The organism is Prescottella soli, from assembly GCF_040024445.1.
GTDB classification, from domain to species: Bacteria; Actinomycetota; Actinomycetes; order Mycobacteriales; family Mycobacteriaceae; genus Prescottella; species Prescottella soli.
This window is the reverse complement of sequence record NZ_CP157276.1, coordinates 2,119,787-2,143,975: the sequence shown is the minus strand read 5'-3', so window position 1 is coordinate 2,143,975 and position 24,189 is coordinate 2,119,787. Positions and strand designations below refer to the sequence as shown.

Below are 24,189 nucleotides of genomic sequence, written 5' to 3'. Positions count from 1 at the left end.
ACCGCCGAACGGGCCGCCGGCTGATCGAACTATTGATCGGCCAGCCGACCACCTGCGTTCGTGATCGTGCCTGTTCGCATCGGTGAGAGGCCGTGGAAGCGTAGACTTTTTGCGGACAGAGAGTCGCTGGCAGTCGACAGTTCGGCGGTCTGACATGACGGTCAAGGTGGGAAACCTGCCGTTCGAACTGACCAGTTTCGTCGGTCGACGGTCAGAGGCAACGGAGGCGCGGCGTCTCGTCACGGAATCGCGTCTGGTGACGCTCACCGGTTTGGGCGGTGTCGGCAAGACGCGTCTCGCGCTTCGGGTCGCTGAGGATTCGTCCAGGACGTTCCCGGACGGGACCTGGCTCGTCGAATTGGGCGAACTGCAGGACCCGGCGCTGCTCGAACGGACGGTGATCAGCGCACTCGGGATCCAGGACCGGTCGACCCGTTCACCGCGCAAGGTGCTGATCGACCACCTGTGTGACAGTCGAATCCTGCTGGTGCTGGACAATTGTGAGCATCTCGTGGCAGCCGCCGCTGACCTGACGGCGGAGTTGCTCCGGAACTGTCCGGATCTGTCGGTTCTGGCGACGAGTCGCGAGCAGCTCGGTGTCCCCGGGGAGATCGTGATGCGGGTTCCGCCGTTGGGCGTGCCCGGAGAAGCCGGGATTCCGTCGTCGCCCGCCGAGGACGCTGACGGCGACGCGGTCGCCCTCTTCGAGCAGCGTGCGCAGGCTGCGTTGCCGAGCTTTCGGATCACCGAGGAGAACCGCGCTGCTGTCGAGCAGATCTGTCGGCGGTTGGACGGTCTGCCCCTGCCGATCGAACTCGCCGCCGCTCGGTTGGGGGCGATGTCGGTGGACGACATCCTTCGGCGATTGAACGATCGATTCCGGCTGCTGACCCGCGGCAGTCGGACGGCGCCGAGTCGGCAACAGACGCTGGGTTGCAGCATCGATTGGAGTTACGACCTCTGCACCGAGGCGGAACGTCGGCTGTGGACGTGGCTGACCGTGTTCGCCGGCAGTTTCGATCTGGAGGCGGTCGAGGGAGTGCTCGTCCGCGAGACTGCACGTGATGACCTCCTGGACCTGGTGACCTCACTGGTCGGCAAGTCGATCCTCATTCGGGACGAGTACGACACGACCGTGCGGTATCGGATGCTCGACACTCTCCGCGACTATGCGCGAGGCCACCTGGCCGACGACGAGTGGACGTCTCTGCAACGGTGTCATCGCGATTGGTACGAGCAGTTGGTCGTGCGCGCGCGGGACGACTGGATCGGACCCCGGCAGGTCGAGTGGACGCGCAGGCTCGATCTGGAGCAGCCGAACCTGCGGGACGTGTTCGAGTTCAGCGTGGGGGATCCCGACTCGGGTGAGGCGGCGCTGCGCATCGCCGCTGCCCTGCACGACTACTGGATGGTGCGAGGCCGATTCGGCGAGGGCCGACTCTGGTTGGACCGCGCCCTCGCCGCCGACACCGGATCGACCGCGTGCCGGGTCGAGGCGATCGCGATGGACTGTCTGCTGGCCGCGCTGCAGCGGGACATCCCGGCGGCGACGGCGTTGGCCGAGGAGATGCTGCGCCTGGCAGACGAGGTACCGGATCCCGTCGTGCAGGCGACGGCCTACTACGCCGCCGGCTGCCTGGACATTGCGGCCTGGGACGTCACGGACAGCGCCGAGCACCTCGGGCGGGCCAGCGAATTGTTCCGTTCCACATCGGATCTCGTGCGGTTCGTGCCGACGCTCTACTGGCTCGGATTCGCCGTCGACGCGCTCGGCGACGCGGACCGGGCCGCTGCGGTCTACGAGGAGGTCCTGGCTGTCACCGAATCTCACGAGGAGATCATGTGGCGCGGCATGTCGATGACGGACTTCGGGTCGATGCTGTGGCGGCGAGGCGACCACGAGCGCGGGATCGCACTGCTCGAGGATTCCCTCGGGCTGCTGCGCAGGCTCGACAACCTGTACGGCTGCGCCTGGTGCTTCGAGCAGTTGGCGTGGACGCTCGTCGACCGGAAACCGGACCTCGCGGCGGTCCTGATGGGCGCCGCGGACGCGCTGTTCACCGCGACCGGAAGTCCCCTGGAGACATTCTTCAACCTGGTCGGCTACCACGACGCGTGTACACGATCCGCGCGTGATGCTCTCGGCGACAGGGGGTTCGACAGCGCACTCGAACGTGGGCGAGGCCTGAGTCTGGACGAGTCGATCGCCCGTGCGCTCGGGGAACAGCCGAGCGAGGAATTGCCGGCGTCCGCGCCCGACGGTGCCCGCGCGCTGACGCCGCGAGAGACGGAGATCGCCGAACTCGTCGCGACCGGCATGACCAACAAGGCGATCGCCGAGCGGCTGGTGATCTCCCAGCGGACGGTCGAGGGACACGTCGAGCACATCCGCGAGAAGCTCGGATTCACCTCGCGCACCCAGATCGTCACCTGGGTCATCCGGCGCGACGAGGACACCTGAGGCGCGTCCGACCCCGTCACGAGCGAAGGGACCCTGCACGCGCTGGTGGCGCGCGCGGGGTCCCTTCGGACGAAAACCCGGACCGGTCAGGCCTTCAGGTCTCCAAGTGCGTCGATACGCGTCACGGCCTCGGCCATGATCCGATCGATCAGTTCCTTGCAGCTCGGCAGGTCGTCGATCATGCCGACCACCTGACCGGAGGCGAGCACGCCGGCCTCCGTGTTGCCCTCGACCAGACCGGCCTTGAGTAGCATCGGGGTGTTGGCGGCCATGATGATCTGCTGCCACGTGCGGTCGCCCGACTTCTTCATGGCGAGCCCGTCCTTGGCGAGGGTGGACCACTTCATGCCCGTCATCGCCTTGAACTTCATGGCATTCTTGGTTGCCGCGACGAGTCCCTTTGCGTAGCTGGACTTCTCGAGTGCGTTCACCAGGTCGGTGTTGAGCACGCGGTGCGGCATGCCGTCGACCTTCACGGACACCGTGGTGTCGGTGAGGCTGCGCTTGAGGTACTCCTGCTTGACCGAGTCCGGCACCGCCGAATCGCTCGTGAGCAGGAAGCGGGTGCCCATCGCGACACCCGCGGCACCGTACGACAGCGCCGCGGCCAGGCCGCGACCGTCGAAGAAGCCGCCGCCGGCGACGACCGGGATGTCGACCGCGTCGAGCACGGACGGCAGCAGCAGCGTGGTCGCGACACCACCGGTGTGGCCACCGCCCTCACCGCCCTGCACGATCACCGCGTCGGCGCCCCACGAGGCCACCTTCACGGCGTGCTTGGCGGCACCGATCGACGGGATCACGACGATCCCGTTGTCCTTGAGCTTGGCGATCAGTTCCTTCTTGGGCGCCAACGCGAACGACGCGACCTTGACGCCCTCGCGGATCAGCAGATCGCACCGCTTCGAGGCGTCCGACGCGTCGGCGCGCATGTTGACGCCGAACGGCTTGTCCGTGAGCTGCTTGGTCTTGAGGACCGCGGCCTCGAGCTCCTCGTACGTCATCGTCGCCGAGGCGAGGATGCCGAGGCCGCCCGCGTTGGCGGTGGCCGCGGTCAGGCGCGGGCCGGACACCCAGCCCATGCCCGTCTGCACGATCGGATGCTCGACACCGACAAGTTCGGTGAACGGCGTCTTCAGCACGGCGGTCACGCCGAGACCTCGCGGTCACGCAGGTTCTTGGGATCCAGGACCTCGCGGATGATCCGCAGCTCCTCGGCGGTGGGCTCGCGGGTGATGCCCACCGAGTCCAGGCCCTCGACCTCGAAGGAGGTGTTCGACGCGACGTCCTCGGCGGTGACGCCGGGGTGCAGCGACAGCGCGCGGAACGCGTGCTTCTCGCCACCGAAGTCGAAGACACCGAGGTTGGTGACGACACGGTGCAGGTGCAGGAAGCGGAACGCCGGGTCGCCCTCCTCGAACTGGTCGTAGCCGACGCCCGAGACGACGTCGACCTTGTCGACGAAGACACGCGAGGAGTGCTTGCCGACCCAGTAGCTGGTGGCGTGGTTTATCGTGTTGCCCGGGGCGCCACGAACACCGAACATCTGGCGGGTCGGCTGCTGGAGCGGGCCGAACGCCGACAGGTTCTGGTTGCCGTAGCGGTCGATCTGGTTGGCGCCCATGACGACGTGGCGGCGTCCGCCGGCGACGACGTCGAACACCTTGCGGAACGGCATCCAGCCCTCGATCGCGCCCTTCTTGCCGACCGCGGGGGTGTCCGCGAAGATCAGCGCCTCACCGTCGGTGATGAGCAGATCCGGCTCGGAGGTCAGACGCGCCAGGCGGGCGCCGATGAGCGGCAGCGTCGCCATCGGGCTGGCCATGATCTCGCCGGCGCCGGCGAAGATCTCGGCGCATGCGATCGCGCAGTATTCGGCGCGAGTGACGGTCTCGGTGGAGGTCATGCCTGCTGCTCCTCTGCGAACTTCTTGACGGCGGCCTGGTAGTCGTCCTCGGATCCGGACAGGAACCGGTCGACGAACGCCTGCCACGACTCGGGGGTCTTGGCGGCCTCGGCGTAGTGGCGCTGGAACTTCTCGTCGCGGCCGTAGCTCTCGCCGGCGAGGGTGAAGTGCGCGCCGCCCGGTGCCTCGACGACACCGTCGACCATCATGCGGTTGAGGATCAGCTGCTGCAGCGGAACCTCCTTGACGAGCTGCTCGGTCTCGACGACCTTCTCGACGGAGACGTAGCGCTTCTCGGCGGCCATGCAGTACAGGTCGTCGAAGTACGGGTCGACGCCCTGGTAGCCGGCGTTGCCTTGCGCGTCACCGATGTTCAGGTGCACGAACGACGCGTCCAGGTTCAGTGCCGGCATCGCGATGAGCGTCTCGGCCTTGCCCGACGCATCGGTGTACGGCGAGGTGACGGTCTTGAGCTCGTCGCCCCAGAAGTTGCGGACGTCCGAGCCCAGTCCGGCGCGGATCGGCAGGAACGGCAGGCGCGCCGCAGCGGCCTCGAGGCCGCACTTGACCATGCCCTCGTCCATCTCGCGGACGTCGATCTCGCCGTTGGTACGCGCCTTCGCGAACCACGGATCGTAGAACGGGGCCGAGTCCAGGGACACGAAGCCGTAGTAGGCCTTCTTGACCTTGCCGGCCGAGCACAGCAGGCCCAGGTCCGGTCCGCCGTAGGTGACGACGGTCAGGTCCTTGATGTCCGAACGCAGGATCGCGCGCACGAAAGCCATCGGCTTGCGACGCGAACCCCAGCCACCCAGGCCGATGGTCATTCCACTGCGCAGTTCGCCGACGACCTCGTCGAGCGACATCCTCTTGTCACGCATTGTTGTTCACTCCCTACTTGTTCGCGCGCGGCTTGCCGGTGGCGACGAACTCGTCGCGGTGCTCGTCGGCGACGCCGGCGAGGTTCAGCTCGAACGTGAAGCCCTGCTCGATCCGGTAGCTGGTGTGCACGTCCTGCACGTCGATGCGGTTGATGGCTTCCTTGGCACGGCGGATGACCCGGGTGTCCTTGGCGGCGATCTCACCGGCGATCTTGCGGGCGCACTCGTCGAGCTCGGCGCGCGGGACCACGTCGTACACGGAACCGAAGTGCTTGAGCGTCTGGGCGTCGACGTTCTTGGCCGTGTAGTACAGCGTGCGCATCATGTGCTGCGGGACCAGGCGGGCCAGGTGCGTGGCCGCACCGAGCGCGCCGCGGTCGACCTCAGGGAGGCCGAAGACGGCGTCGTCGGACGCGACGATGACGTCCGCGTTGCCGACCAGGCCGATGCCGCCGCCGACGCAGAAGCCGTTGACGGCGACCACGACGGGAACCTCGCAGTCGTAGACGGCGGAGAACGCCGCCGCGCAGCCGCGGTTGGCGTCGATCAGGGCGCCGTGACCCTCGGTGGCCTGCATTTCCTTGATGTCCACGCCCGCGTTGAAGCCGCGGCCCTCGGCTCGCAGGATCACCACGTGGGTGTTGGGGTCCTTGCCCGCTTCGAGGATGGCGTCGGCCAACTCGAACCAGCCCTTGGAGGGGATGGCGTTCACGGGCGGGTAGTCGACGGTGACCGTGGTGATACCGGCACCGTCCGAGGTCGAGGTGATGCCCATGGCATGTTCCTTACGTCTATTGACCGAACCAAGCGATTGCTTGGTAAGTTATCACAGACGGGTGCGAATGGCCCGTGCCGCTTCAGGGAGGAACAAGGTGGATCTCGGTCTCGAAGGCAAGGTCGTACTGGTGACCGGCGGAGTGCGCGGAATCGGTGCCGGAATCAGCCGGTCGTTCCTGCGTGCGGGGGCGACGGTCGTGACGTGTGCGCGCCGTCCGGCGGACGAGCCGATCGAGGTCGACGGTCGTGGTGTCGACTTCATCGCGTGCGATGTCCGCGACGCCGAGCACGTGCAGTCGATGGTCGATCAGATCGTCGCGAAGTACGGCCGGCTCGACACGGTGGTCAACAACGCCGGCGGCGCCCCGTTCGCGATGGCGGCCGACGCCAGCCCCAAGTTCCACTCCAAGATCGTCGAGCTGAATCTGCTCGCGCCCCTGCTGATCTCGCAGATCGCCAACGCGGTCATGCAGAAGCAGGAGGACGGCGGATCGATCGTGATGATCTCCAGCGTCAGCGGCAGCCGACCGTCCCCGGGCACCGCGGCCTACGGTGCGGCGAAGGCCGGTATCGACTCCTTGTCGGCGAGCCTGTCCGTCGAGTGGGCGCCCAAGGTGCGCGTCAACTCGATCGTCGTCGGCCTGGTGCAGACCGAACTGAGCCATCTGCACTACGGCGACGACGCCGGCATCGAGGCGGTCGGTAGCACCGTCCCGCTGGGTCGGATGGCGCGTCCCGAGGACATCGGCAACTGTGCGACATTCCTGGCATCCCCGCTGGCGGCCTACGTCAGCGGTTCGACCCTTACCGTCCACGGCGGCGGCGAGCGCCCGGCCTTCCTGGCCGCGGCTACTACAGAGGAGAACAAGTGAGCGGTTTGCTTGACGGCCGAGTCGTCATCATCACCGGCGCCGGCCGTGGAATCGGTCGCGCCCACGCACTGGCCTTCGCGGCCGAGGGCGCCAAGGTCGTCGTCAACGACATCGGTGTCGGCGGCGACGGCTCCAACACCGGCGAGACCCCTGCCGAGCAGGTCGTCGCGGAGATCAAGGCCGCCGGCGGCGAGGCTGTCACCAACGGTGACGACGTCGCGTCGTGGGAGGGTGCCCAGAACCTGATCCAGACTGCGATCGACACGTTCGGTGGCCTGGACATCCTGGTCAACAACGCGGGCTTCCTGCGTGACCGCATGCTGGTCGGCATGAGCGAGGAAGAGTGGGACGCGGTCATCCGCGTGCACCTCAAGGGCCACTTCGCGCCGCTGCGGCACGCCGCCGCGTACTGGCGTGCCGAGTCCAAGGCCGGACGCCCGGTGGACGCCCGCATCATCAACACCAGCTCGGGCGCGGGCCTGCAGGGCTCCATCGGCCAGGGCAACTACGCCGCGGCCAAGGCCGGCATCGCCGAAATGACCATCCAGGCTGCCGCCGAGCTGAAGAACTACGGCGTCTCCGTCAACGCGATCGCCCCCGCGGCCCGCACCCGCATGACCGTCGGTGCCGGTGGCGCGATGGCCGAGGCGATGGCCGCTCCGGAGGAGGGCTTCGACGCGATGGCGCCGGAGAACATCTCCCCGCTCGTCGTGTGGCTGGGCTCCGCCGAGTCGAAGGACGTCACCGGACGCGTCTTCGAGGTCGAGGGCGGCAAGATCACGGTCGCCGAGGGCTGGCGCCACGGCCCGTCGCAGGACAAGGGTGACCGCTGGGATCCGAAGGAGCTCGGCCCGGTCGTCGCCGACCTGCTGGCGAAGGCCGAGACCCCCACCCCGGTCTACGGCGCGTAAGCCACGCCTACGAAGAACGCCCGTGCGCACGATGCGCACGGGCGTTCTTCGTGTTCGGCCTTCTATGCCGGCGTGCGGACGATCAGCGTCGTGCCGGGGAAGTAGGCGGCCAGCACGCTGCGGGCCTGCTTGAGCGCGGCCGTGCCGTACCCCTGCTTGCGGGAGTCGGGCGCCACCCAGATCGCCACGTCCACCTCGCTGCCGGTCAGCTCGCCGAACACCAGCCCGACGCTGCTCGGCTCGTCACCGGTGGTGCACTCGGCGACGAACCACGCCGCCGACTCGTCGTCGATGCGCTCGAGGCCACCTCGGCGCTCCTGCTCGACGCGTTCCGGGCTCCACGGGTTGCCGGAGTCGTCGAAGCGCTCGGCGGATCGCTCGCGGAACAGTTCGGTGTCGGCGTCCGAATCGGTGAACGGGCGCAAGCGAACTCCCACACCGGTGCTGTACGGGCGCTGCTCGGGCAGCCACTCGAGGGTTGCGTCGAGATCCTCGATTTCGGTGCGGATACGGTCGCGCTCCCTGACCGTGAGCCGGTCGAATCGCAGATTCAGCACCGCGTCGGCGCAGAACTCGGTGGTGTCGAGGAGTTCGCGCACGGCCGCGACGGCAGCCTCGCGGTCCTTGCTCTCGACGATGGCGTCCAGGACCTCGTGGCGACGGTCGAGCGCCTTCAGCAGGGCCGAAGCGATCTCGCGCCGGTCGATCACCTGGTCGTGGTTCTTCACTGTCATGTCGCGACATTCCTCCTAGCGAGGCGGTGTGCCCGGCGCGGGGATGCCGGGCGTCACCCACCATTATTCCCGCCGGGATCCCGAGCCGGGGAGTGCCGCGCGCTATTCGCAGATGACGACTGGGATCGTCCGGTCGGTCCAGGACTGGTAGTTGTCGAAGTCGGCGTAGAGGTCGACCAGGCGCGGCCACAGCTCGGCCCGCTCGTCGTCCGTCGCGACCCGCGCCCGCATCTTCCGGATGTGGGACTTGATCTGGACTGTCACGTCCGGGTTGGCGCGAATGTTCAGGTACCACATCGGATTCTTGGGCAGCCCGCCCTGCGAGGCGACCAGCACGACGCGGTCGCCGTCCTCGAGGAACAGCAGCGGGCTGATGCGGGGCTGCCCGCTCTTGCGGCCCGTGGTGGTGAGCAGGCAGACGGGGATTCCCCACGGGAAGGCGCTGCCCACGCGCCACGTGCCGCCGAGGCGCCCGCCGGTGGCCCGATACAGCTTCACGTTGATCCTCGACATCCACTTGATGATGTCGGCCGTGTACTTGGAATCGAGCCCCGACGGGCGCTGCGTGGTCATCTGCGGATCAGATCCGCTCGATGATGGTGCCGGTGGCGAGAGCGCCGCCCGCGCACATCGTGATCAGCGCGGTCGAGGCGTCGCGACGCTCGAGCTCGTGCAGCGCGGTCGTGATGAGGCGAGAACCGGTGCTGCCAACGGGATGTCCGAGCGCGAGAGCGCCGCCGTTGACGTTGACCTTGTCCATGTCGGGACCGTGGACCTGGGCCCACGACAGCGCGACGGCCGCGAAGGCCTCGTTGACCTCGAACAGGTCGAGGTCGCCGATCTTCATGCCGGCCTTCTCGAGCACGCGCGACGTCGCCTGCACCGGGCCGTCGAGGTGGTACTCGGGCTCGGCGCCGACGAGCGCCTGGCTGACGATGCGGGCACGCGGCTTCAGGCCGAGCGCGCGGGCGCGGTCCTCGTCCATGAGCATGACGGCGGCGGCGCCGTCCGAGATCTGCGACGACGTGCCGGCGGTGTGCATGCCGCCCTCGAGGACCGGCTTGAGCCTGGCGAGGGACTCGGCGGTGGTGTCGCGCAGGCCCTGGTCACGGCTGACGACGTTCATCTCCGACGTGGGCTGCTTGTCCTCGCCGATGACCGGCGCGGTGACCGGGACGATCTCACGGTCGAAGCGGCCCTCTGCCCACGCCTGCTTCGCGCGCGCCTGCGACTGCACGCCGAGCACCTCGAGATCCTCGCGAGTGAGCCCCCGGCGCTTGGCGATCCGCTCGGCGGCCTCGAACTGGTTGGGCAGGTCGATGTCCCACGATGCCGGACGGCGCGGCCCGGCCTCGGTGCCGACGTTGGCCCCGAGCGGGACCTGGCTCATGTCCTCGACACCGCACGCGATGCCGATGTCGATCGCGCCGGTCGCGATGAGTCCGGCGATGAGATGGTTCGCCTGCTGCGCGGATCCGCACTGGCAGTCGATGGTGGTGGCGCCGACCTGCCACGGCAGGCCGGCGGCGAGCCATGCGGTGCGGGTGACGTTGTTGGACTGCGCGCCCGCCTGCGTGACACATCCGCCGATGACCTGCTCGACGAGCGCCGGGTCGATACCCGCGCGGTCTACGATGCCCTTCTGTGCGGCACCGAGGATCTCGGTTGCGTGCAGGCCGGACAGCCAGCCACCGCGCTTTCCGATCGGGGTGCGAACTGCCTCGACGATTACTGGTGTGCCCACGGTGGGATCCTTTCACTCGCTTCTACGAAAAGTAGAACAGGTTCTCCCCATCAGGCAAGGACTGGGAGGGCGGATTTTTGCCTAGTCTTTCCCTGATCGACGCTCTGTGATTCAATGCATGTAGAACGTGTTCCACATCACTTCGCGCCTGGTCGCGAGGGCAGGAGACAGCAGTGGCACAGCCCAACATTCCCGCAGGGTTCGACTTTACGGACCCCGACATCTACGCGCACCGACTCCCGGTCGAGGAGCTTGCCGAGGTCCGCAAGACGCAACCGGTGTACTGGGTCGAGCAGCCCGACGGCGTCGGCGGGTTCAACGACGGTGGCTACTGGTTGGTCACCCGGCACGAGGACATCCGCGATGTCTCGATGCGCAGCGATGTGTTCTCCACCTGGGAGAACACCGCGATCCCGCGCTTCAACGACGACATGGAGCGCGCGCAGATCGAACTCCAGCGTTTCGTCCTCCTGAACAAGGACGCGCCGGAGCACACCAAGCTGCGCAAGCTCGTCGCCCGCGGTTTCACGCCCCGCGCCATCAACGGCCTCAAGGCCGAACTGAAGTCCCGTGCCGAGTCCATCGTCAAGGCCGCCGCTGCGGAGGGTAGCGGCGACTTCGTCACGCAGGTCGCGGCGGAACTGCCACTGCAGGCCATCGCCGAACTGATCGGTGTGCCGCAGGAGGATCGCGGCAAGGTCTTCGAGTGGTCCAACCAGATGACCTCGTACGACGATCCTGAGTTCGCCGACATCGATCCGGCGGCCGCGTCGATGGAGATCCTCGGCTACGCGTACCAGATGGCGGAGGCCCGCAAGGCGAACCCGGCCAACGACCTCGTCACCACGCTCATCGAGGCGGACGTCGACGGTGACGTGCTCAGCCCGGAGGAGTTCGGCTTCTTCGTGATCGTGCTCGCGGTGGCCGGCAACGAGACCACCCGCAACGCCACCACGCACGGCATGAAGGCCTTCATGGACAACCCCGAGCAGTGGGAGCTGTTCAAGAAGGAACGCCCGAAGACCATGGCCGACGAGGTCATCCGTTGGGCCACCCCGGTCGCGTCGTTCCAGCGCACTGCGCTGCAGGACACCGAGATCGGCGGCGTGCAGGTCAAGAAGGGCCAGCGCGTGGTGATGAGCTACGTCTCGGCGAACTTCGACGAGGACGTGTTCGAGAACCCGCACACGTTCGACATCACGCGTGACCCCAACCCGCATCTGTCGTTCGGCGGTACCGGCGCTCACTACTGCCTGGGTGCCAACCTCGCTCGCATGGAAATCGAGCTGATCTTCAACGCGATCGCCGACTTCCTCCCGGACATCACCGAGGCCGGCGACACCCGCCGCCTGCGGTCCGGCTGGCTCAACGGCATCAAGGAGTACCAGGTCGACTACAAGACCTCGGGCTGCCCGGTCAAGCACTAGGCTCGAATCGCACACACAGACGCGGTAGCGTCAGCGAGATCCCTCATCCCTCGCTGGCGCTATCGCTTTGTCCGGGATCTTCAGACTCAGACCAGAGATGCACGGACACAACGAAAGTGGGGCGGTCACCGGATTCCGGTGACCGCCCCACTTTCGTGCTTCAGACTCAGATCTTCTTCAGCGTCTTCATCGCACGCTCGACCTCCCAGAAGGCGCGCAGCGACTGCAGCTTGCCCTCGGCGTTGACGCGGTAGATGAACACGCCCTCGGCATCGACCTGATTGCCGGCAATGACCGTTCGGATCGAGCCGATGTTGACGTTCTCGTCGCCGCACACCAGCGAGTCGTTCACGATGAACTCGAGCGAGTCGGTGTTGGCGATCGTCACGTCGTAGAACTTCGAGATCGCCTCGCGACCGTGGTGACCCTTGCCCTCGGGATCGAAGCCCGACGGGCCGACCGGGTCCTCGACCCAGCCGTCCTCCGCGAACAGATCGAGCCACTCCTCCTTGCGCTTGCCGCTCGCGGCAGACTGCGAGGCCTTCGCGGCGATACGCGCGGGGTGCTCGGTACCGGTTGTCGTCATGCGTTGCTCCCTAGCGGATGTACTGATCGGCGAACTTGCGCAGCGAGTCCTGCTTGGCCTCGAGCGGGGCGTCGAACCCGAGTCCGTCGAAGATCCACGGGACGACGATGTTGTCGGTGATGCCGGCCTCGGCCATCTGGGCGTACCCGTCCTTGCCGAACCGGTCGATGCACACCGCCTGGATCTCGAAAGGCTGGTCGGCTCGGCCGTATTCGGTGCGGAGTTCCTTCAGACGGGCCATCGTGGTGACCAGGTCGTCGAACTTCATCATCGCCGACGTCCAGCCGTCGCCAACCCGGGCCGCGCGCTTGAGCGCGACTTCGGTGTGCCCGCCGACGTAGAACGGAACCGGCTTGCTGGGCGCCGGGCTCATCTGCAGTCGGTCGAAGTCGAAGAACTCGCCGTGGTAGTCGACCATCCCGCCGGCCAGGACCAGCTTGATGATCTCGATCATCTCGTCGACGCGGGCGCCTCGCTTCTTGTACGGCGCCCCGCACCACTCGAACTCTTCGGGCGCCCAGCCGATTCCGACGCCGAACCCGAATCGGTTGCCGGTCATGTTGGCAACCGAACCCACCTGCCTCGCGAGCAGCAGGGGGTTGCGGGAACCGAGCTTGAGGACGTTCGTGTAGAAGCCGATGGTGCTCGTGACGGCGCCCATCGCGGCCGCCGCGATCAACGGGTCCACCCACGGCGTCTCGGCATTCCACATGCGCGAGCCGTCGGGGGTGTACGGGTAGTCCGCGGCGGCCGTCTCCATGAAGAACAGGGAGTCGGGCAGCGCGATGTTCGCGAAACCACACTCCTCCGCGGTCTGTGCCAGGGCGGTCAGTTGGTCGAGCGGGCTCATCGCGATGCCGACTGTGAACTTCATGGCTGAATTCCTCCTAGTTGGTCGGACGGTCGGAGCCGACCACCCACATCGCGAAGTACTGCGATCCGCCACCGTACGCGTGGCCGAAGGCCTTACGGGCGCCGTCGACCTGGTGGTCGCCCGCCCGCTCCATCACCTGCATCGCCGACTCCGCGTAGCGGATCATGCCGGACGCGCCGATCGGATTCGACGAGAGCACGCCGCCGGACGCGTTGACCGGCAACTGCCCGCCGATCGCGGTCTCGCCGGCCTCGGTGAACTTCCAGCCCTGGCCCTCGGGCACGAAGCCGAGGTTCTCGAGCCACATCGGCTCGAACCACGAGAACGGCACGTAGATCTCGGCCTCGTCGATCTCGTTCAGCGGATCGGTGATGCCCGCGGCCTTCCACAGCGCGGCGGAGGCGTCGCGGCCGGCCTGCGGGTTTGCGACGTTGCGGCCGGCGTACGACAGCGGTTCGGTGCGCATTGCGGTCGCGTGGATCCACGCCACCTTGCGGCCCTCGGACAGGATCTCCTTCGCGGCGTCCTCGTTGCCGATGACGATCGCGCAGGCGCCGTCCGACGACGGGCACGTCTCGTCGTAACGGATTGGATCCCACAGCATCTGGGAGGCCTGCACCGACTCGACGGTGATGTCGGGCTGCTTGAGGTGCGCGTACGGGTTCATGGCGCCATTGCGACGGTCCTTGACGGCGACCATCGCGCCGATGTGGTCGGGGGCGCCCGAGCGACGGATGTACGAGCGCACGTGCGGTGCGAAGAAGCCACCCGCGCCCGCGCCGACCGGCATCGTGAACGGCACCGGGGTGGACAGCGCCCACATCGCGTTGGACTCGGACTGCTTCTCCCACGACACCGCGAGCACCCGCTTGTGCACGCCGGCCTGCACCAGGCTGGCCGCGACGTTGCCCGTCGAGGCGCCCACAGATCCGGCGGTGTGCACGCGCAGCAGCGGCTTGCCGTGGGCGCCCAGCGCATCCGACATCGCGAGCTCCGGCATCATCGACCCCTCGAACAGGTCGGGGGCCTTGCCGATGACGATGGCGTCGATGTCGTCCCAGCCGACGTGGGCGTCGGCCATCGCGCGGTCGATCGCCTCGCGGACCATGCCGGCCATCGTGACGTCGTGACGCTTGGCGACGTAGTAGGTCTGGCCGGTGCCGAGGACGGCGGCGAGTTGCTTGGCCATATCAGTTACGTCCTTCCATGACGGCGACCAGGTTCTGCTGCAGCACAGGGCCACTGGTGGCGTGGGCGAGGACGCGCTGCGCGTCACCGCTGAAGATCTGTCGGGCCGCGTGGCCGATGCGCTCGAGCCCGCCGGAGAACATCGGGTTGCCGGTGAGGGGGCCACCCGACGGGTTGATCGTGGTGGCGTCGGTCAGGCCGATGGCCTCGCGCAGGATGATCTCCTGGTGCGTGAACGGCGCGTGGAGTTCGGCAACATCGATGTTCGACACGTCGCCACCCGTTGCGGCGCGCGCGGCCGACGCCGTCGACGGCGACGTCGTCAGGTCCCGCGAACCGATGTTGGGGGAGTCGATCCGGTGTTCGATGCCGGTGATCCACGCCGGACGCTCGCACAGCTCACGGGCACGATCGCCGCGCGCCAGGATGATCGCGGCGGCACCGTCGGTGATCGGCGCGCAGTCGTGGGCCCGCAGCGGGTCCGCGACGTACTCGGACGCCAGCAGCGCCTCGATGTCGACGTCACCGGAGATCTGGGCGTCGGGGTTGCTCTTCGCTGCGGCGCGGCTGCGCTGAGCGATCGCCGCCATCTCTTCTGCCGTCCACTTGCCGGCGTCCAGGCCGAGACGGGCCTGCAGGCCCGCGACCGACACCGAATCCGGCCACAAAGGGGACACCAGGTACGGATCCATCTGCATCGCGAGGATCTGACGGAGGTTGCCCGCGGACGACTTGCCGAAGCCGTACACGAGGGCGGTGTCGACCTCACCGGTCATGAGCTTGACCCATGCCTCGTACAGCGCCCAGGCGGCATCCATCTCGACGTGCGACTCGTTGATCGGCGGCACGGCACCGATCGAGTCGATCGCGGAGATGAACGAGAACGAACGTCCGGCCAGGTAGTCGGAGGATCCGGAGCACCAGAATCCGATGTCGGACTTGGTGATTCCGAGGTCGGAGTACAACTCCTGGAAACAGGGGACCAGCATCTCGACACCGTTGGTGGTGCCGGTGGTCTCACGCACATGAGGGGCCTGTGCGAAGCCGACGACTGCAATGTCTGTCATGTTCTCGAGGCTCCTAGAGGTGGTGCTTGTAGCTGTCGTAGTCCGCGTCGGGCTCACCGCTCGGGCGGAAATGGGAGACGTTGCGGAGCGAGTACTCCCACTCCTCCTTCGGCCGCCACACGGCCTCCACGCGCATGCCCATCCGGACCTCGGATGCGTCGACGTCGAGGATCAGGTGCAGGAACGGGATGTCGGCGCCGTCGAGCAGCACGTAGGCCGCGACGTACGGCGGCTTGATCTGCTGGCCCATGAACGGCACGTTGACGATGCAGAAGGTCGTGATGGTGCCCTTGTCGGACACCTCGACCTGCTCCTTGGTGGGCCTGCCGTCGGTGGGGTTGGCGCCGCGCGGCGGCACGTAGACCTTGCCGTTCGCGTCGGTGCGGCCGCCGATGATCTTGCCCTCCATGAGGCCGCGCAGGTAGTATGTCTCCTCCAACGACGCGGTGTGGGTGTAGTGCAGGTCGATCGGAGTGACGATGTCGGTGACCGGATCGCCGGCGGAAACGGTTGCGGTGGAGTCGGAATCGCTCTCACCGGGCTCGAAGCACGCGATGTCCTGGATGCGCCCGGTGCGCTCGTCGGCCCAGCGGACCCGCACCCGCATCCCGGTGCTCATCGCGTCCGGGGAGCCGGCGTCGACGGCGTGCAGGATCGAGGTGTCGGCGCCGTCGAGCTTGACCAGTGCCCACGCGAAGGGATGCGTCAGCGGCTGGCCCTCGATGGGCTCGGACATCCACGACCAGCTGACGACCTTGCCGGTGTCGGAGACATCGACGAAGTCGGTCATCGGCTCGTGGGTCGCCGGATCGAATTCCGGTGGGGGAACGTGGACTCGACCGTCGGATCCGCGGGCGCCGATGACCTTTCGGTCACGCAGGCCGGTCACGAATGCGCCGATGGTCGGTCCCAGCGATCGGGTGTAGTTGAATTTCAGATTAAGTGGTGCTCTCAGTGGCTGCTCGGCCACTCCGCTCTTTCCAGGGGTCACAGATTCGAGTAGAACAGGTTCTTATTACTGTGGCAAGCGTCACTGCCGATATGGGAAAACACGGAGGCACGCAATGAAGCTGGGGTTACAACTCGGGTACTGGGGTGCGCAGCCTCCGTTCAATGCGCAGGAGTTGGTGAACGAGGCCGATGCCTCCGGATTCGACGCCGTCTTCTCCGCTGAGTCGTGGGGCAACGACGCGTTCACTCCGCTCGCGTGGTGGGGTTCGAGCACCGAGCGCATCAGGCTGGGCACATCGGTGGCGCAGATGTCCGCGCGGACGCCGACGAACTGCGCGATGCACGCGCTGACGCTCGATCACCTCTCCGGTGGGCGCGCGATCCTGGGGCTGGGTGTGTCGGGACCTCAGGTCGTCGAGGGCTGGTACGGGCAGCCGTTCCAGAAGCCGTTGGCCCGCACGCGCGAATACGTCTCGATCGTGCGTCAGGTTCTCGCCCGCGAGGGTGCAGTCCGCAACGACGGACCGCACTACCCGCTGCCGTACAGCGGGCCGGGTTCTATGGGGCTCGGGAAGCCTCTCAAGCCGATCACGCATCCACTGCGCGCGGATCTGCCGATCTGGCTCGGCGCCGAGGGGCCCAAGAACGTTGCGCTGACGGCAGAGATCGCGGACGGTTGGCTTGCGATCTACTACACCCCGCGCCTGGCGCCGATGTACAACGAGTGGCTCGACGAGGGCTTCGCCCGCCCGGGTGCGCGCCGCAGCCGTGAGGACTTCGAGATCGCTGCGACGTGCCAGGTGGTCGTCACCGACGATCGCCAGGCCGAGATCGACAAGCTTCGTCCGATCACCGCGCTGTACGTCGGCGGCATGGGCGCGGCGGAGATGAACTTCCACGCCCAGGTGTACACCCGGATGGGATACGGCGAGGAGGTCAAGGAGATCCAGAACCTGTTCCTCTCCGGTCGTAAGGAGGAGGCCGCCGCGATCGTGCCGGACCAGATGGTCACGGACACAATGATCATCGGCAACGTCAACGAGGTCCGCACCCAGGTCAAGGAGTGGGAGGACGCCGGCGTCACGATGCTGCTTGTGACGTGCCGCAGCGTCGAGCACATGCGCCAGCTCGCGGCCGCGGTCGGCACCGCCTGATCCCTCCCGATACGCGAACGGCGCGGGCCGTGGTGGACTCGCCACCACGGCCCGCGCCGCTTTCGTGCGTCTCCCGAGACGCGCGCAGTCTGCTACTTGCCGGTGAACTTGGGGGAGCGCTTCTCGGCGAACGAGCGCGGGCCCTCCTTGGCGTCGTCGCTCTTGAAGACGGCCATGCCGATCTGGGCCTCGAGCGCGAACGCCTCCTCCTCGTGCATGCCCTCGGTCACGCGGATGGTCTTCAGGATCGCCTGTACCGCGATGGGGCCGTTGGCGGCGATCTGCTCGGCGATTTCGAGCGCCTTGTCGAGCGCCTGGCCGTCGGGGACGACGTGGCCGATGAGGCCGATCTCCTTGGCCTCGGGCGCGGGCACCGTCCGGCCGGTGAGCAGGATCTCGGCGGCGAGGGTGTAGGGGAGCTGACGGACCAGTCGGACCGCGGAGCCGCCGAGCGGGAACAGCCCGAGGCGGGCCTCGGAGACGCCGAAGCGGGCGCTCTCGCCGGCGACGCGGATGTCGGTGCCCTGCAGGATCTCGGTGCCGCCGGCGATGGCTGGGCCCTCGACCGCGGCGATGAGCGGCTTGGTGAGGCGACGGCCCTTGAGCAGTGCGGGCAGTCGGGTCACGTCCATTCCGCCCGAGAACTTGTCGCCGGGGGCGTTGCGGTTCATCTCCTTGAGGTCCATGCCGGCGCAGAACGTGCCACCCGCGCCGGTGAGGATCGCGACCCGGATGTCGGGATCGGAGTCGATCCGGTCCCAGGCCTCGACCATGATCTCCATCATCTCGCCCGACAGCGCGTTGCGGGCCTCGGGACGGTTCATCGTCACGATCAGGACGTGGCCGCGCTTCTCGACCAAGCAGTGGGGCGTTTTCGCCGAAACGTCTGTATTTTCCGCGGTTCCGGTAGACACTGGTGACTCCTGATATGTGTGTGAGCTGAGTCTCTAACTGGGTCTTGTCAGCGACAGTAACACGTTCTACTTTGTTGACGTGGCCATTAATATCGCAGACCTTGTAGAGCACTCGATCGACCTCAACCCGGACCGTCTCGCCCTGGTGGACGCCGACCGCGAACTGACGTTCGCGCAACTGGAGGAGAAGGCCAACCGTCTGGCCAACTACCTGCGGGATCAGGGCGTCGAGCCCGGCGACAAGGTCGGCATCTACAGTCGCAATACGATCGAGGCGATCGTGACGATGGTCGCGGTGTTCAAGGCCCGCGCCATCATGGTCAACGTCAACTACCGCTATGTCGAGAACGAGTTGCAGTACATCTTCGAAAACTCGGACATGGTTGCGCTCATCCACGAGCGCCGCTACAGCGACAAGGTCGCGGGCGTCCTGCCGAACACCCCGCTCGTCAAGACGGCGATCGTCGTCGAGGACGGAACCGATCTCGACTACTCGTCGTACGGCGGTGTCGAGTTCGAGCAGGCGCTGTCCCAGGGCTCGCCCGAGCGCAATTTCGGCGAGCGCAGCCCCGACGACATCTTCATCCTCTACACGGGTGGCACGACCGGCATGCCGAAGGGCGTCATGTGGCGGCACGAGGACTGGTGGCGCGTGCTGGGCGGCGGCGTCAACTTCGTCACCGGCGAGTACCTCGAGGACGAGTGGGAGATGGCGAAGCTGGGTGCCGCCAACCCTGCGATGGTCCGCTTCCCGATTCCTCCGATGATCCACGGTGGGTCCCAGTCGGCCGTGTTCCACAGCCTCTTCGGTGGCGGCACGCTCGTGATGCACCCCGAGTTCGACGGACACGAGGTGTGGCAGGTCATCGACCGGCACAAGGTCAACCTCATCTTCATCACCGGCGACGCGATGGCGCGCCCGATGATCGACGCACTCATCGCCGGCAACCCGGAGACCGGTGAGCCGTACGACCTTTCGTCGCTGTACGTGATCGCCAGCAGCGCGGCGCTGTTCTCTCCGGCGCTCAAGGAGCAGTTCCTCGACCTGCTGCCGAACCGTCTGCTCACCGACTCGATCGGCTCCTCCGAGACCGGCTTCGGTGGATTGGCCACCATCACCAAGGGCTTCGAGCACACCGGCGGTCCGCGCGTGAAGATCGACGCCGCCACCGTCGTCATCGACGACGAGGGCGTCCCCGTGGTGCCCGGTTCCGGACAGGTCGGCATGCTCGCCCGCAGCGGCCACATCCCCCTCGGCTACTACAAGGACGAGGAGAAGACCAAGGCGACGTTCAAGGTCCTGAACGGAGTTCGCTACTCGATCCCGGGCGACTACGCCACGGTCGAGGAGGACGGCACCGTCATCATGCTCGGACGCGGATCGGTCTCGATCAACAGCGGCGGCGAGAAGATCTACCCTGAGGAGGTCGAGGGCGCCGTCAAGACGCATCCCGACGTGTTCGACGTCCTCGTCGTCGGCGTGCCCGACGAGCGCTGGGGCAACCGCGTCGCGGCCGTCGTCGCGCCGCGTCCCGGCACGCGTCCGAGTCTGGCCGACATCGTCGACGCGGCCCGCAAGGAGATCGCCGGCTACAAGGTGCCGCGCAGCCTGTGGCTGGTCGACGAGATCAAGCGTTCGCCGGCCGGTAAGCCCGACTACAAGTGGGCCACCGCGCAGACCCAGTCCCGCGACGCCGACGACCATCTCACCAACGGCAAGGACTCGTGATGCGCACCGATCTCGCCGAGAAGTTCGGTATCCAGTACCCGATCTTCGGGTTCACTCCGTCCGAGCATGTGGCCGCGGCGATCTCGCGCGCGGGCGGACTCGGCGTCCTCGGGTGCGTCCGGTTCAACGACCCGGACGAGCTCGAGGCCACCCTCACCTGGATGGACGAGAACACCGACGGCAAGCCGTACGGCGTCGACATCGTGATGCCGGCCAAGGTGCCCACCGAGGGGGCCGCGGTCGATCTCGACAAGCTCATCCCGGCCGAGCACCGCGCATTCGTGAACCGCACGCTCGACGAGCTCGGTGTCGCACCGCTGTCCGACGACGTCGAGCACGCGACCGGCGTCCTGGGTTGGCTCCACTCGGTGGCGCGCTCGCACGTGGATGTCGCGCTGAATCATCGGATCGCGTTGATCGCCAACGCCCTCGGCTCGCCGCCGAAGGACGTCATCGACCTGGCGCACGAGAAGGGCGTTCCGGTCGCGGCCCTCGCGGGTGCGGTCGAGCACGCCCGCAGCCACGTCGAGAACGGCGTCGACATCGTCATCGCGCAGGGCTACGAGGCCGGTGGGCACACCGGTGAGATCGCCTCGATGGTGCTCGTGCCCGAGATCGTCGACGCGATCGGTGACACCGCCGGTGTCCTCGCCGCCGGCGGCATCGGCAGCGGCCGTCAGATCGCCGCGGCCCTCGCACTCGGTGCGTCCGGTGTGTGGATGGGCTCGTACTGGCTCACCACCAGCGAGTACAAGCTCGGCAGCGCCGCCGACGGCCCGTCCTCGATCCAGCGTGCGCTGCTGCACGCGTCGTCGGCCGACACGGTCCGCTCGCGGATCTACTCCGGCAAGCCGGCCCGACTGCTCAAGACCAAGTGGACCGACGCCTGGGCCAAGCCCGGCGCGCCCGAGCCGCTCCCGATGCCGCTGCAGAACATCCTCGTCAGCGAGGCACACCAGCGCATCTCGGCGGGCAACGACCCCGAGGTCGTCGCCATGCCGGTCGGTCAGATCGTCGGCCGGATGAACGAGATCCGCCCGGTCGCCGAGATCATGGCGGAGTTGGTGGGGGAGTTCGAGTCGACGGTCTCGCGCCTCGACGGACTGAAGTAGACCGTCCTGCACTAGAGCTCGCGCCCGGAACGGATAGTTCCGGGCGCGAGCTCTTTGTGTGTGATCAGGCGTTCGCCGTCGTCCGCTCCAGCGTGAGCGCGAGTTCCGGTGTGAGGAGCCGGAACTCGTCCTGGCCGCGGTCGCGCACCCAGACCGGGTCGGCGCAGTGCCAGCGTTCGGCGCTCAGGGTGCGGGTGACCACCTTGAACGTCGCGGTCCGCGGGAACTCGCTGCACACGCGCACCAGCGTCGGCTGCTGCTTCGGGCCGAGATCCGGCTGCTCGTCCAGGAAGCGCGCGAACGCAACCGGATCGAAGTCGGTGGCGTCGCCGGCGGGAATCACGGCGGCCATCACCCGGTCGCCGACCTCACGGTCCGGCACGCCGTACACCGACACCTGGGCGAACCCGGGGTAGCGGATCACGATGCGCTCGATGGGGGCGGCGCCGAGGTTCTCGCCGTCGACCCGCAACCACCCGGAGCTGCGCCCCGCGAAGTACACGAACCCGTCGGCGTCCCGGTACGCCTGGTCGCCGCTCCAGTACATGCCGTCCCGCAGACGCTCGGCGTCGGCAGCAGGATTCTTGTAGTAGCCGGCGAACGCCCCGGCGCCCGCCACGTTGACCATCTCGCCGGTCGCCTCCTCGGCATTGACCAGACGCCCGTGTGCATCGAACTCGGCCGGGGGACAGACGGTTCCGGTGTCGGGATTGCGGATCTCGATGTTCGCCGGCAGGAGGCCCAGGGCGCCGGCCGGGGCGTCGGGGTGCGCCGAGATGGACACACCGCCCTCGGTGGACCCGAAGCCGTCGACCACCCGCGTACCGAAGCGGCGGGCGAACTCCCGGACCACCGGCGCGGAACCCTCGTTGCCGTACATGATCTTCAGGGTGTTCTCGGAGTCGTCGGGGAGCTCCGGGGTGGCCAGGATGAACGACAGCGGCTTGCCGACGTAGTTCGCGTACGTGACGCCGTAGCGGCGCACGTCGGGCAGGAATCCCGAGGCGGAGAACTTGCGCCGGAACGCAATCCCGCTGCGGCCGTGCAGTGCAACGGCCCACGCAGCCATCATCGCGTTGGAGTGGAACATCGGCATCGACATGTACACGACGTCGTCGGGCGTGAGGCCGAACCGGTCGGCGAGCATGACGCCCGGGTCGGCGATCTTGCCGTGGGTGCAGCGCACGGCCTTCGGGTCGCCGCTGGTGCCGGAGGTGAAGATCAGCATCAGGAGGTCGTCGGGCTGCGCCGCGGCCGGAACAGCCGGGCTGCCGGTGAACGGCGCGAGCGCCTCGTCCCACTCCGGCGAGTCGACGTTGACCAGCCGGACGCCGTCGAGGTCCAGCCCGTCCAGCAGATGGGCCTGGCTGTTCTCGGTGAAGACGATCTGGCAGTCGGAAAGGTCGATGTCGCGGGCGAGCGCCTCGCCGCGGCGGGTGGTGTTCAGGCCGGCGACGACGGCGCCGGAGAACGCGGCTGCGCCGACGAGCGACGAGAACTCCGGAATGTTGTCCATCAGGACGCCGAAGTGTCGTGGACGCTCCGGATCGAGCAGCGTATTCAAAAGTGCCGCACGGTCGTACATTCCGTGGACGTGATCCGTCCACGGAATGTACGCATCCTCGAAGCGGATTCCGTGCGTGTCGACGTCGCGTAGCTGTTCGAGCAGGTCGGCGACGGTGGGAGTCACTGTCATGCCCCCATCATGACGGGTGTGACGCCCGTCATGCTTCCTCATTTCACTGTATGGGACTGCTTGTGTCCGAGTCTCTTACGCGGGAGTCGCGGCCAGTTCGGCGCCGAGACGGCGGAGCTGATCGGTCGCGGACCCCAGCAGGAACTCCTGGCGCTTCGCGGCGAGGAAGTACCGGTGCACGGGGTGGTCCTCGTCGAGTCCGACGCCGCCGTGGACGTGCACGACGGTGTGCGCGACCCGGTGGCCGGCATCCGCCGCCCAGAACTTGGCGGTCTCGATCTCGCCCTCGATCGGCAGACCCTCGGCCAGGCGGAAAGCGGCCTGCCACAGCGTCAGTCGAACGCCCTTGACGTCGATGTAGCCGTCCGCGAGACGCTGCGCCACGGCCTGGAAGCTGCCGATGGGCCGGTCGAACTGGACCCGCTCGCGGGCGTACTCGGCGGTCATCTTCAGCGCCTGGTCGAGAACGCCGAACTGGAAGGCGCTCGAGCCGACGGCGCCGCGGTCGAGGATCCAGTCGACGATCTCCGCACCGCGCTCGGCGGAACCGAGCACGCGGTCGGCGCCGACGCGGACGTCGGTGAGCTCGACGATGCCGGTGCATCCGAAGTCCGTCGTCTGCTGGCGGGTCACCGCGACACCGGCGTCGCCGGCCTCGACCAGGAACACCGCGGTGCCGTTGTCGGTGGCGGCCGGGACGAGGAACAGGTCCGCGACCGGGGCGCCGTCGACGACGATCTTGGTGCCGCGCAGCGTCCACCCGTCCGACGTGCGCTCGGCGCGGGTGATCGGCGCCGCGGGATTGTCGTTGAGCTCCTCGGCGAGTGCGACAGCGAGAATCTTCGAACCGGCGCCCGCCTGGGCCGCCCAATCCGAACGCTGTGCGTCCGAACCGAACTCAGCGATCGCGCCGGCTGCCATGACGATCGACGTCAGGTACGGCACGGGGGCGACGCCGCGGCCCAGCTCGATCAGGATGCTGGCCTGCTCGAGGATGCCGAAGCCGTCACCTCCGACGGACTCGGGCAGCGCGGCGCTGAGCACTCCGGACGTTGCCAGGGCGTCCCAGAGCTTGCGATCGAAGCGGTCCTCGGCGGAGTCGAGTTCGCGCAGACGCTCGTTGGTGACGATGTCGGAGACGATGCCGTTGGTGAGGCCGGCCAGATCGTTCTGGGCCTCGGTGAGGGTGAAGTCCATGTTGGTCG

Annotated in this window: 22 protein-coding genes; 7 read left to right on the top strand and 15 right to left on the bottom strand. The window is 67.5% G+C overall.

The features are described from left to right. The first annotated feature begins 154 nt into the window (after positions 1 to 154). Positions 155 to 2,461 carry an ATP-binding protein gene (locus ABI214_RS10070; RefSeq protein ID WP_348609586.1) on the top strand — a complete coding sequence of 769 codons (2,307 nt, stop codon included), beginning with the start codon at positions 155 to 157 and terminating at the stop codon, positions 2,459 to 2,461. A gap of 86 nt (positions 2,462 to 2,547) precedes the next feature. Here the strand turns inward: ABI214_RS10070 and ABI214_RS10065 are convergent, their stop codons facing one another. The 4 genes from ABI214_RS10065 to echA20 are packed head-to-tail and all read right to left on the bottom strand — an operon-like array spanning position 2,548 to position 6,023. Continuing rightward, positions 2,548 to 3,612 carry an NAD(P)H-dependent flavin oxidoreductase gene (locus tag ABI214_RS10065; protein WP_348609581.1) on the bottom strand — a complete coding sequence of 355 codons (1,065 nt, stop codon included), beginning with the start codon at positions 3,610 to 3,612 and terminating at the stop codon, positions 2,548 to 2,550. Continuing rightward, complete coding sequence (locus ABI214_RS10060; protein WP_348609578.1) at positions 3,609 to 4,367, bottom strand: CoA-transferase subunit beta; 759 nt, start codon at positions 4,365 to 4,367, stop codon at positions 3,609 to 3,611. Before ABI214_RS10060 ends, ABI214_RS10065 begins: the two co-directional genes overlap by 4 nt. Next, positions 4,364 to 5,248 (bottom strand): cholesterol ring-cleaving hydrolase subunit IpdA, encoded by an 885-nt coding sequence (gene ipdA / locus ABI214_RS10055; protein ID WP_348609575.1) that lies wholly within the window; start codon positions 5,246 to 5,248, stop codon positions 4,364 to 4,366. Before ipdA ends, ABI214_RS10060 begins: the two co-directional genes overlap by 4 nt. 13 nt (positions 5,249 to 5,261) lie before the next feature. Beyond that, positions 5,262 to 6,023: a (7aS)-7a-methyl-1,5-dioxo-2,3,5,6,7,7a-hexahydro-1H-indene-carboxyl-CoA hydrolase gene (echA20, locus tag ABI214_RS10050; RefSeq protein WP_348609572.1), complete on the bottom strand. Its 762-nt coding sequence runs from the start codon at positions 6,021 to 6,023 to the stop codon at positions 5,262 to 5,264. Between the two features lie 97 nt (positions 6,024 to 6,120). Here echA20 and ABI214_RS10045 point away from each other — a divergent pair, with 97 nt between their 5' ends. Together ABI214_RS10045 and ABI214_RS10040 are read left to right on the top strand one after the other, a co-directional pair. Next, positions 6,121 to 6,897 (top strand): SDR family oxidoreductase, encoded by a 777-nt coding sequence (locus tag ABI214_RS10045; RefSeq protein ID WP_348609569.1) that lies wholly within the window; start codon positions 6,121 to 6,123, stop codon positions 6,895 to 6,897. Further along, positions 6,894 to 7,808: an SDR family oxidoreductase gene (locus ABI214_RS10040; protein ID WP_348609566.1), complete on the top strand. Its 915-nt coding sequence runs from the start codon at positions 6,894 to 6,896 to the stop codon at positions 7,806 to 7,808. The genes ABI214_RS10045 and ABI214_RS10040 overlap by 4 nt, the downstream gene beginning before the upstream one ends. Positions 7,809 to 7,870: 62 nt before the next feature. On the opposite strand, the gene ABI214_RS10035 is transcribed toward ABI214_RS10040, so the two are convergent. From ABI214_RS10035 to ABI214_RS10025, 3 genes are all read right to left on the bottom strand, one after another. Beyond that, positions 7,871 to 8,542 (bottom strand): GNAT family N-acetyltransferase, encoded by a 672-nt coding sequence (locus ABI214_RS10035; RefSeq protein WP_348609563.1) that lies wholly within the window; start codon positions 8,540 to 8,542, stop codon positions 7,871 to 7,873. Positions 8,543 to 8,644: 102 nt separating this feature from the next. Next, entirely contained in the window at positions 8,645 to 9,115 is a 471-nt protein-coding gene (locus ABI214_RS10030) for a nitroreductase family deazaflavin-dependent oxidoreductase (RefSeq protein ID WP_348609560.1), read from the bottom strand. A 7-nt stretch (positions 9,116 to 9,122) separates the two neighbouring features. Continuing rightward, the gene (locus tag ABI214_RS10025) at positions 9,123 to 10,286 is read right to left on the bottom strand and encodes a steroid 3-ketoacyl-CoA thiolase (RefSeq protein ID WP_348609557.1); all 1,164 of its coding nucleotides are present in this window, start codon (positions 10,284 to 10,286) and stop codon (positions 9,123 to 9,125) included. A 173-nt stretch (positions 10,287 to 10,459) separates the two neighbouring features. Here ABI214_RS10025 and ABI214_RS10020 point away from each other — a divergent pair, with 173 nt between their 5' ends. Further along, positions 10,460 to 11,713 (top strand): cytochrome P450, encoded by a 1,254-nt coding sequence (locus ABI214_RS10020; RefSeq protein ID WP_348609554.1) that lies wholly within the window; start codon positions 10,460 to 10,462, stop codon positions 11,711 to 11,713. 166 nt (positions 11,714 to 11,879) lie between these two features. Here ABI214_RS10020 and ABI214_RS10015 read toward each other — a convergent pair whose 3' ends face one another. The 5 genes from ABI214_RS10015 to ABI214_RS09995 are packed head-to-tail and all read right to left on the bottom strand — an operon-like array spanning position 11,880 to position 16,419. Continuing rightward, positions 11,880 to 12,299, bottom strand: coding sequence for a nuclear transport factor 2 family protein (locus ABI214_RS10015; protein ID WP_348609551.1), 420 nt, complete (start codon positions 12,297 to 12,299; stop codon positions 11,880 to 11,882). Positions 12,300 to 12,309: 10 nt separating this feature from the next. After that, a complete protein-coding gene (locus ABI214_RS10010) occupies positions 12,310 to 13,173 on the bottom strand; it encodes a TIGR03619 family F420-dependent LLM class oxidoreductase (protein WP_348609548.1) in 864 nt (287 codons plus the stop codon). 13 nt (positions 13,174 to 13,186) lie between these two features. Continuing rightward, positions 13,187 to 14,362, bottom strand: coding sequence for a thiolase domain-containing protein (locus ABI214_RS10005; protein ID WP_348609545.1), 1,176 nt, complete (start codon positions 14,360 to 14,362; stop codon positions 13,187 to 13,189). 1 nt (position 14,363) lies between these two features. Continuing rightward, on the bottom strand, positions 14,364 to 15,428 hold the full coding sequence (locus ABI214_RS10000) for a thiolase domain-containing protein (RefSeq protein WP_348609543.1): 1,065 nt from the start codon (positions 15,426 to 15,428) through the stop codon (positions 14,364 to 14,366). Between the two features lie 13 nt (positions 15,429 to 15,441). Beyond that, a complete protein-coding gene (locus tag ABI214_RS09995) occupies positions 15,442 to 16,419 on the bottom strand; it encodes a Zn-ribbon domain-containing OB-fold protein (protein ID WP_348609541.1) in 978 nt (325 codons plus the stop codon). A gap of 73 nt (positions 16,420 to 16,492) precedes the next feature. Here ABI214_RS09995 and ABI214_RS09990 point away from each other — a divergent pair, with 73 nt between their 5' ends. After that, entirely contained in the window at positions 16,493 to 17,533 is a 1,041-nt protein-coding gene (locus tag ABI214_RS09990; RefSeq protein WP_348609539.1) for an LLM class F420-dependent oxidoreductase, read from the top strand. Positions 17,534 to 17,625: 92 nt separating this feature from the next. On the opposite strand, the gene ABI214_RS09985 is transcribed toward ABI214_RS09990, so the two are convergent. Next, positions 17,626 to 18,447 carry a crotonase/enoyl-CoA hydratase family protein gene (locus ABI214_RS09985; protein ID WP_348609536.1) on the bottom strand — a complete coding sequence of 274 codons (822 nt, stop codon included), beginning with the start codon at positions 18,445 to 18,447 and terminating at the stop codon, positions 17,626 to 17,628. A gap of 79 nt (positions 18,448 to 18,526) precedes the next feature. Here ABI214_RS09985 and ABI214_RS09980 point away from each other — a divergent pair, with 79 nt between their 5' ends. Beyond that, positions 18,527 to 20,176 carry an acyl-CoA synthetase gene (locus ABI214_RS09980; RefSeq protein WP_348609533.1) on the top strand — a complete coding sequence of 550 codons (1,650 nt, stop codon included), beginning with the start codon at positions 18,527 to 18,529 and terminating at the stop codon, positions 20,174 to 20,176. Further along, on the top strand, positions 20,176 to 21,288 hold the full coding sequence (locus ABI214_RS09975) for an NAD(P)H-dependent flavin oxidoreductase (RefSeq protein ID WP_348609530.1): 1,113 nt from the start codon (positions 20,176 to 20,178) through the stop codon (positions 21,286 to 21,288). Before ABI214_RS09980 ends, ABI214_RS09975 begins: the two co-directional genes overlap by 1 nt. A 64-nt stretch (positions 21,289 to 21,352) precedes the next feature. Here the strand turns inward: ABI214_RS09975 and ABI214_RS09970 are convergent, their stop codons facing one another. Continuing rightward, positions 21,353 to 22,984, bottom strand: coding sequence for a long-chain-fatty-acid--CoA ligase (locus ABI214_RS09970; protein ID WP_348609527.1), 1,632 nt, complete (start codon positions 22,982 to 22,984; stop codon positions 21,353 to 21,355). A gap of 75 nt (positions 22,985 to 23,059) precedes the next feature. Further along, on the bottom strand, positions 23,060 to 24,181 hold the full coding sequence (locus ABI214_RS09965) for an acyl-CoA dehydrogenase family protein (protein WP_348609524.1): 1,122 nt from the start codon (positions 24,179 to 24,181) through the stop codon (positions 23,060 to 23,062). Positions 24,182 to 24,189: the final 8 nt, after the last annotated feature.

Excerpts from the sequence above, each read along its gene's own strand:
- ABI214_RS10070 (WP_348609586.1), top strand. The coding sequence starts at position 155 with ATGACGGTCAAGGTGGGAAACCTGCCGTTCGAACTGACCAGTTTCGTC.
- ABI214_RS10060 (WP_348609578.1), bottom strand. The coding sequence starts at position 4,367 with ATGACCTCCACCGAGACCGTCACTCGCGCCGAATACTGCGCGATCGCA.
- ipdA (WP_348609575.1), bottom strand. The coding sequence starts at position 5,248 with ATGCGTGACAAGAGGATGTCGCTCGACGAGGTCGTCGGCGAACTGCGC.
- echA20 (WP_348609572.1), bottom strand. The coding sequence starts at position 6,023 with ATGGGCATCACCTCGACCTCGGACGGTGCCGGTATCACCACGGTCACC.
- ABI214_RS10035 (WP_348609563.1), bottom strand. The coding sequence starts at position 8,542 with ATGACAGTGAAGAACCACGACCAGGTGATCGACCGGCGCGAGATCGCT.
- ABI214_RS10030 (WP_348609560.1), bottom strand. The coding sequence starts at position 9,115 with ATGACCACGCAGCGCCCGTCGGGGCTCGATTCCAAGTACACGGCCGAC.
- ABI214_RS10015 (WP_348609551.1), bottom strand. The coding sequence starts at position 12,299 with ATGACGACAACCGGTACCGAGCACCCCGCGCGTATCGCCGCGAAGGCC.
- ABI214_RS10010 (WP_348609548.1), bottom strand. The coding sequence starts at position 13,173 with ATGAAGTTCACAGTCGGCATCGCGATGAGCCCGCTCGACCAACTGACC.
- ABI214_RS10005 (WP_348609545.1), bottom strand. The coding sequence starts at position 14,362 with ATGGCCAAGCAACTCGCCGCCGTCCTCGGCACCGGCCAGACCTACTAC.
- ABI214_RS10000 (WP_348609543.1), bottom strand. The coding sequence starts at position 15,428 with ATGACAGACATTGCAGTCGTCGGCTTCGCACAGGCCCCTCATGTGCGT.
- ABI214_RS09990 (WP_348609539.1), top strand. The coding sequence starts at position 16,493 with ATGAAGCTGGGGTTACAACTCGGGTACTGGGGTGCGCAGCCTCCGTTC.
- ABI214_RS09975 (WP_348609530.1), top strand. The coding sequence starts at position 20,176 with ATGCGCACCGATCTCGCCGAGAAGTTCGGTATCCAGTACCCGATCTTC.
- ABI214_RS09970 (WP_348609527.1), bottom strand. The coding sequence starts at position 22,984 with ATGACAGTGACTCCCACCGTCGCCGACCTGCTCGAACAGCTACGCGAC.
- ABI214_RS09965 (WP_348609524.1), bottom strand. The coding sequence starts at position 24,181 with ATGGACTTCACCCTCACCGAGGCCCAGAACGATCTGGCCGGCCTCACC.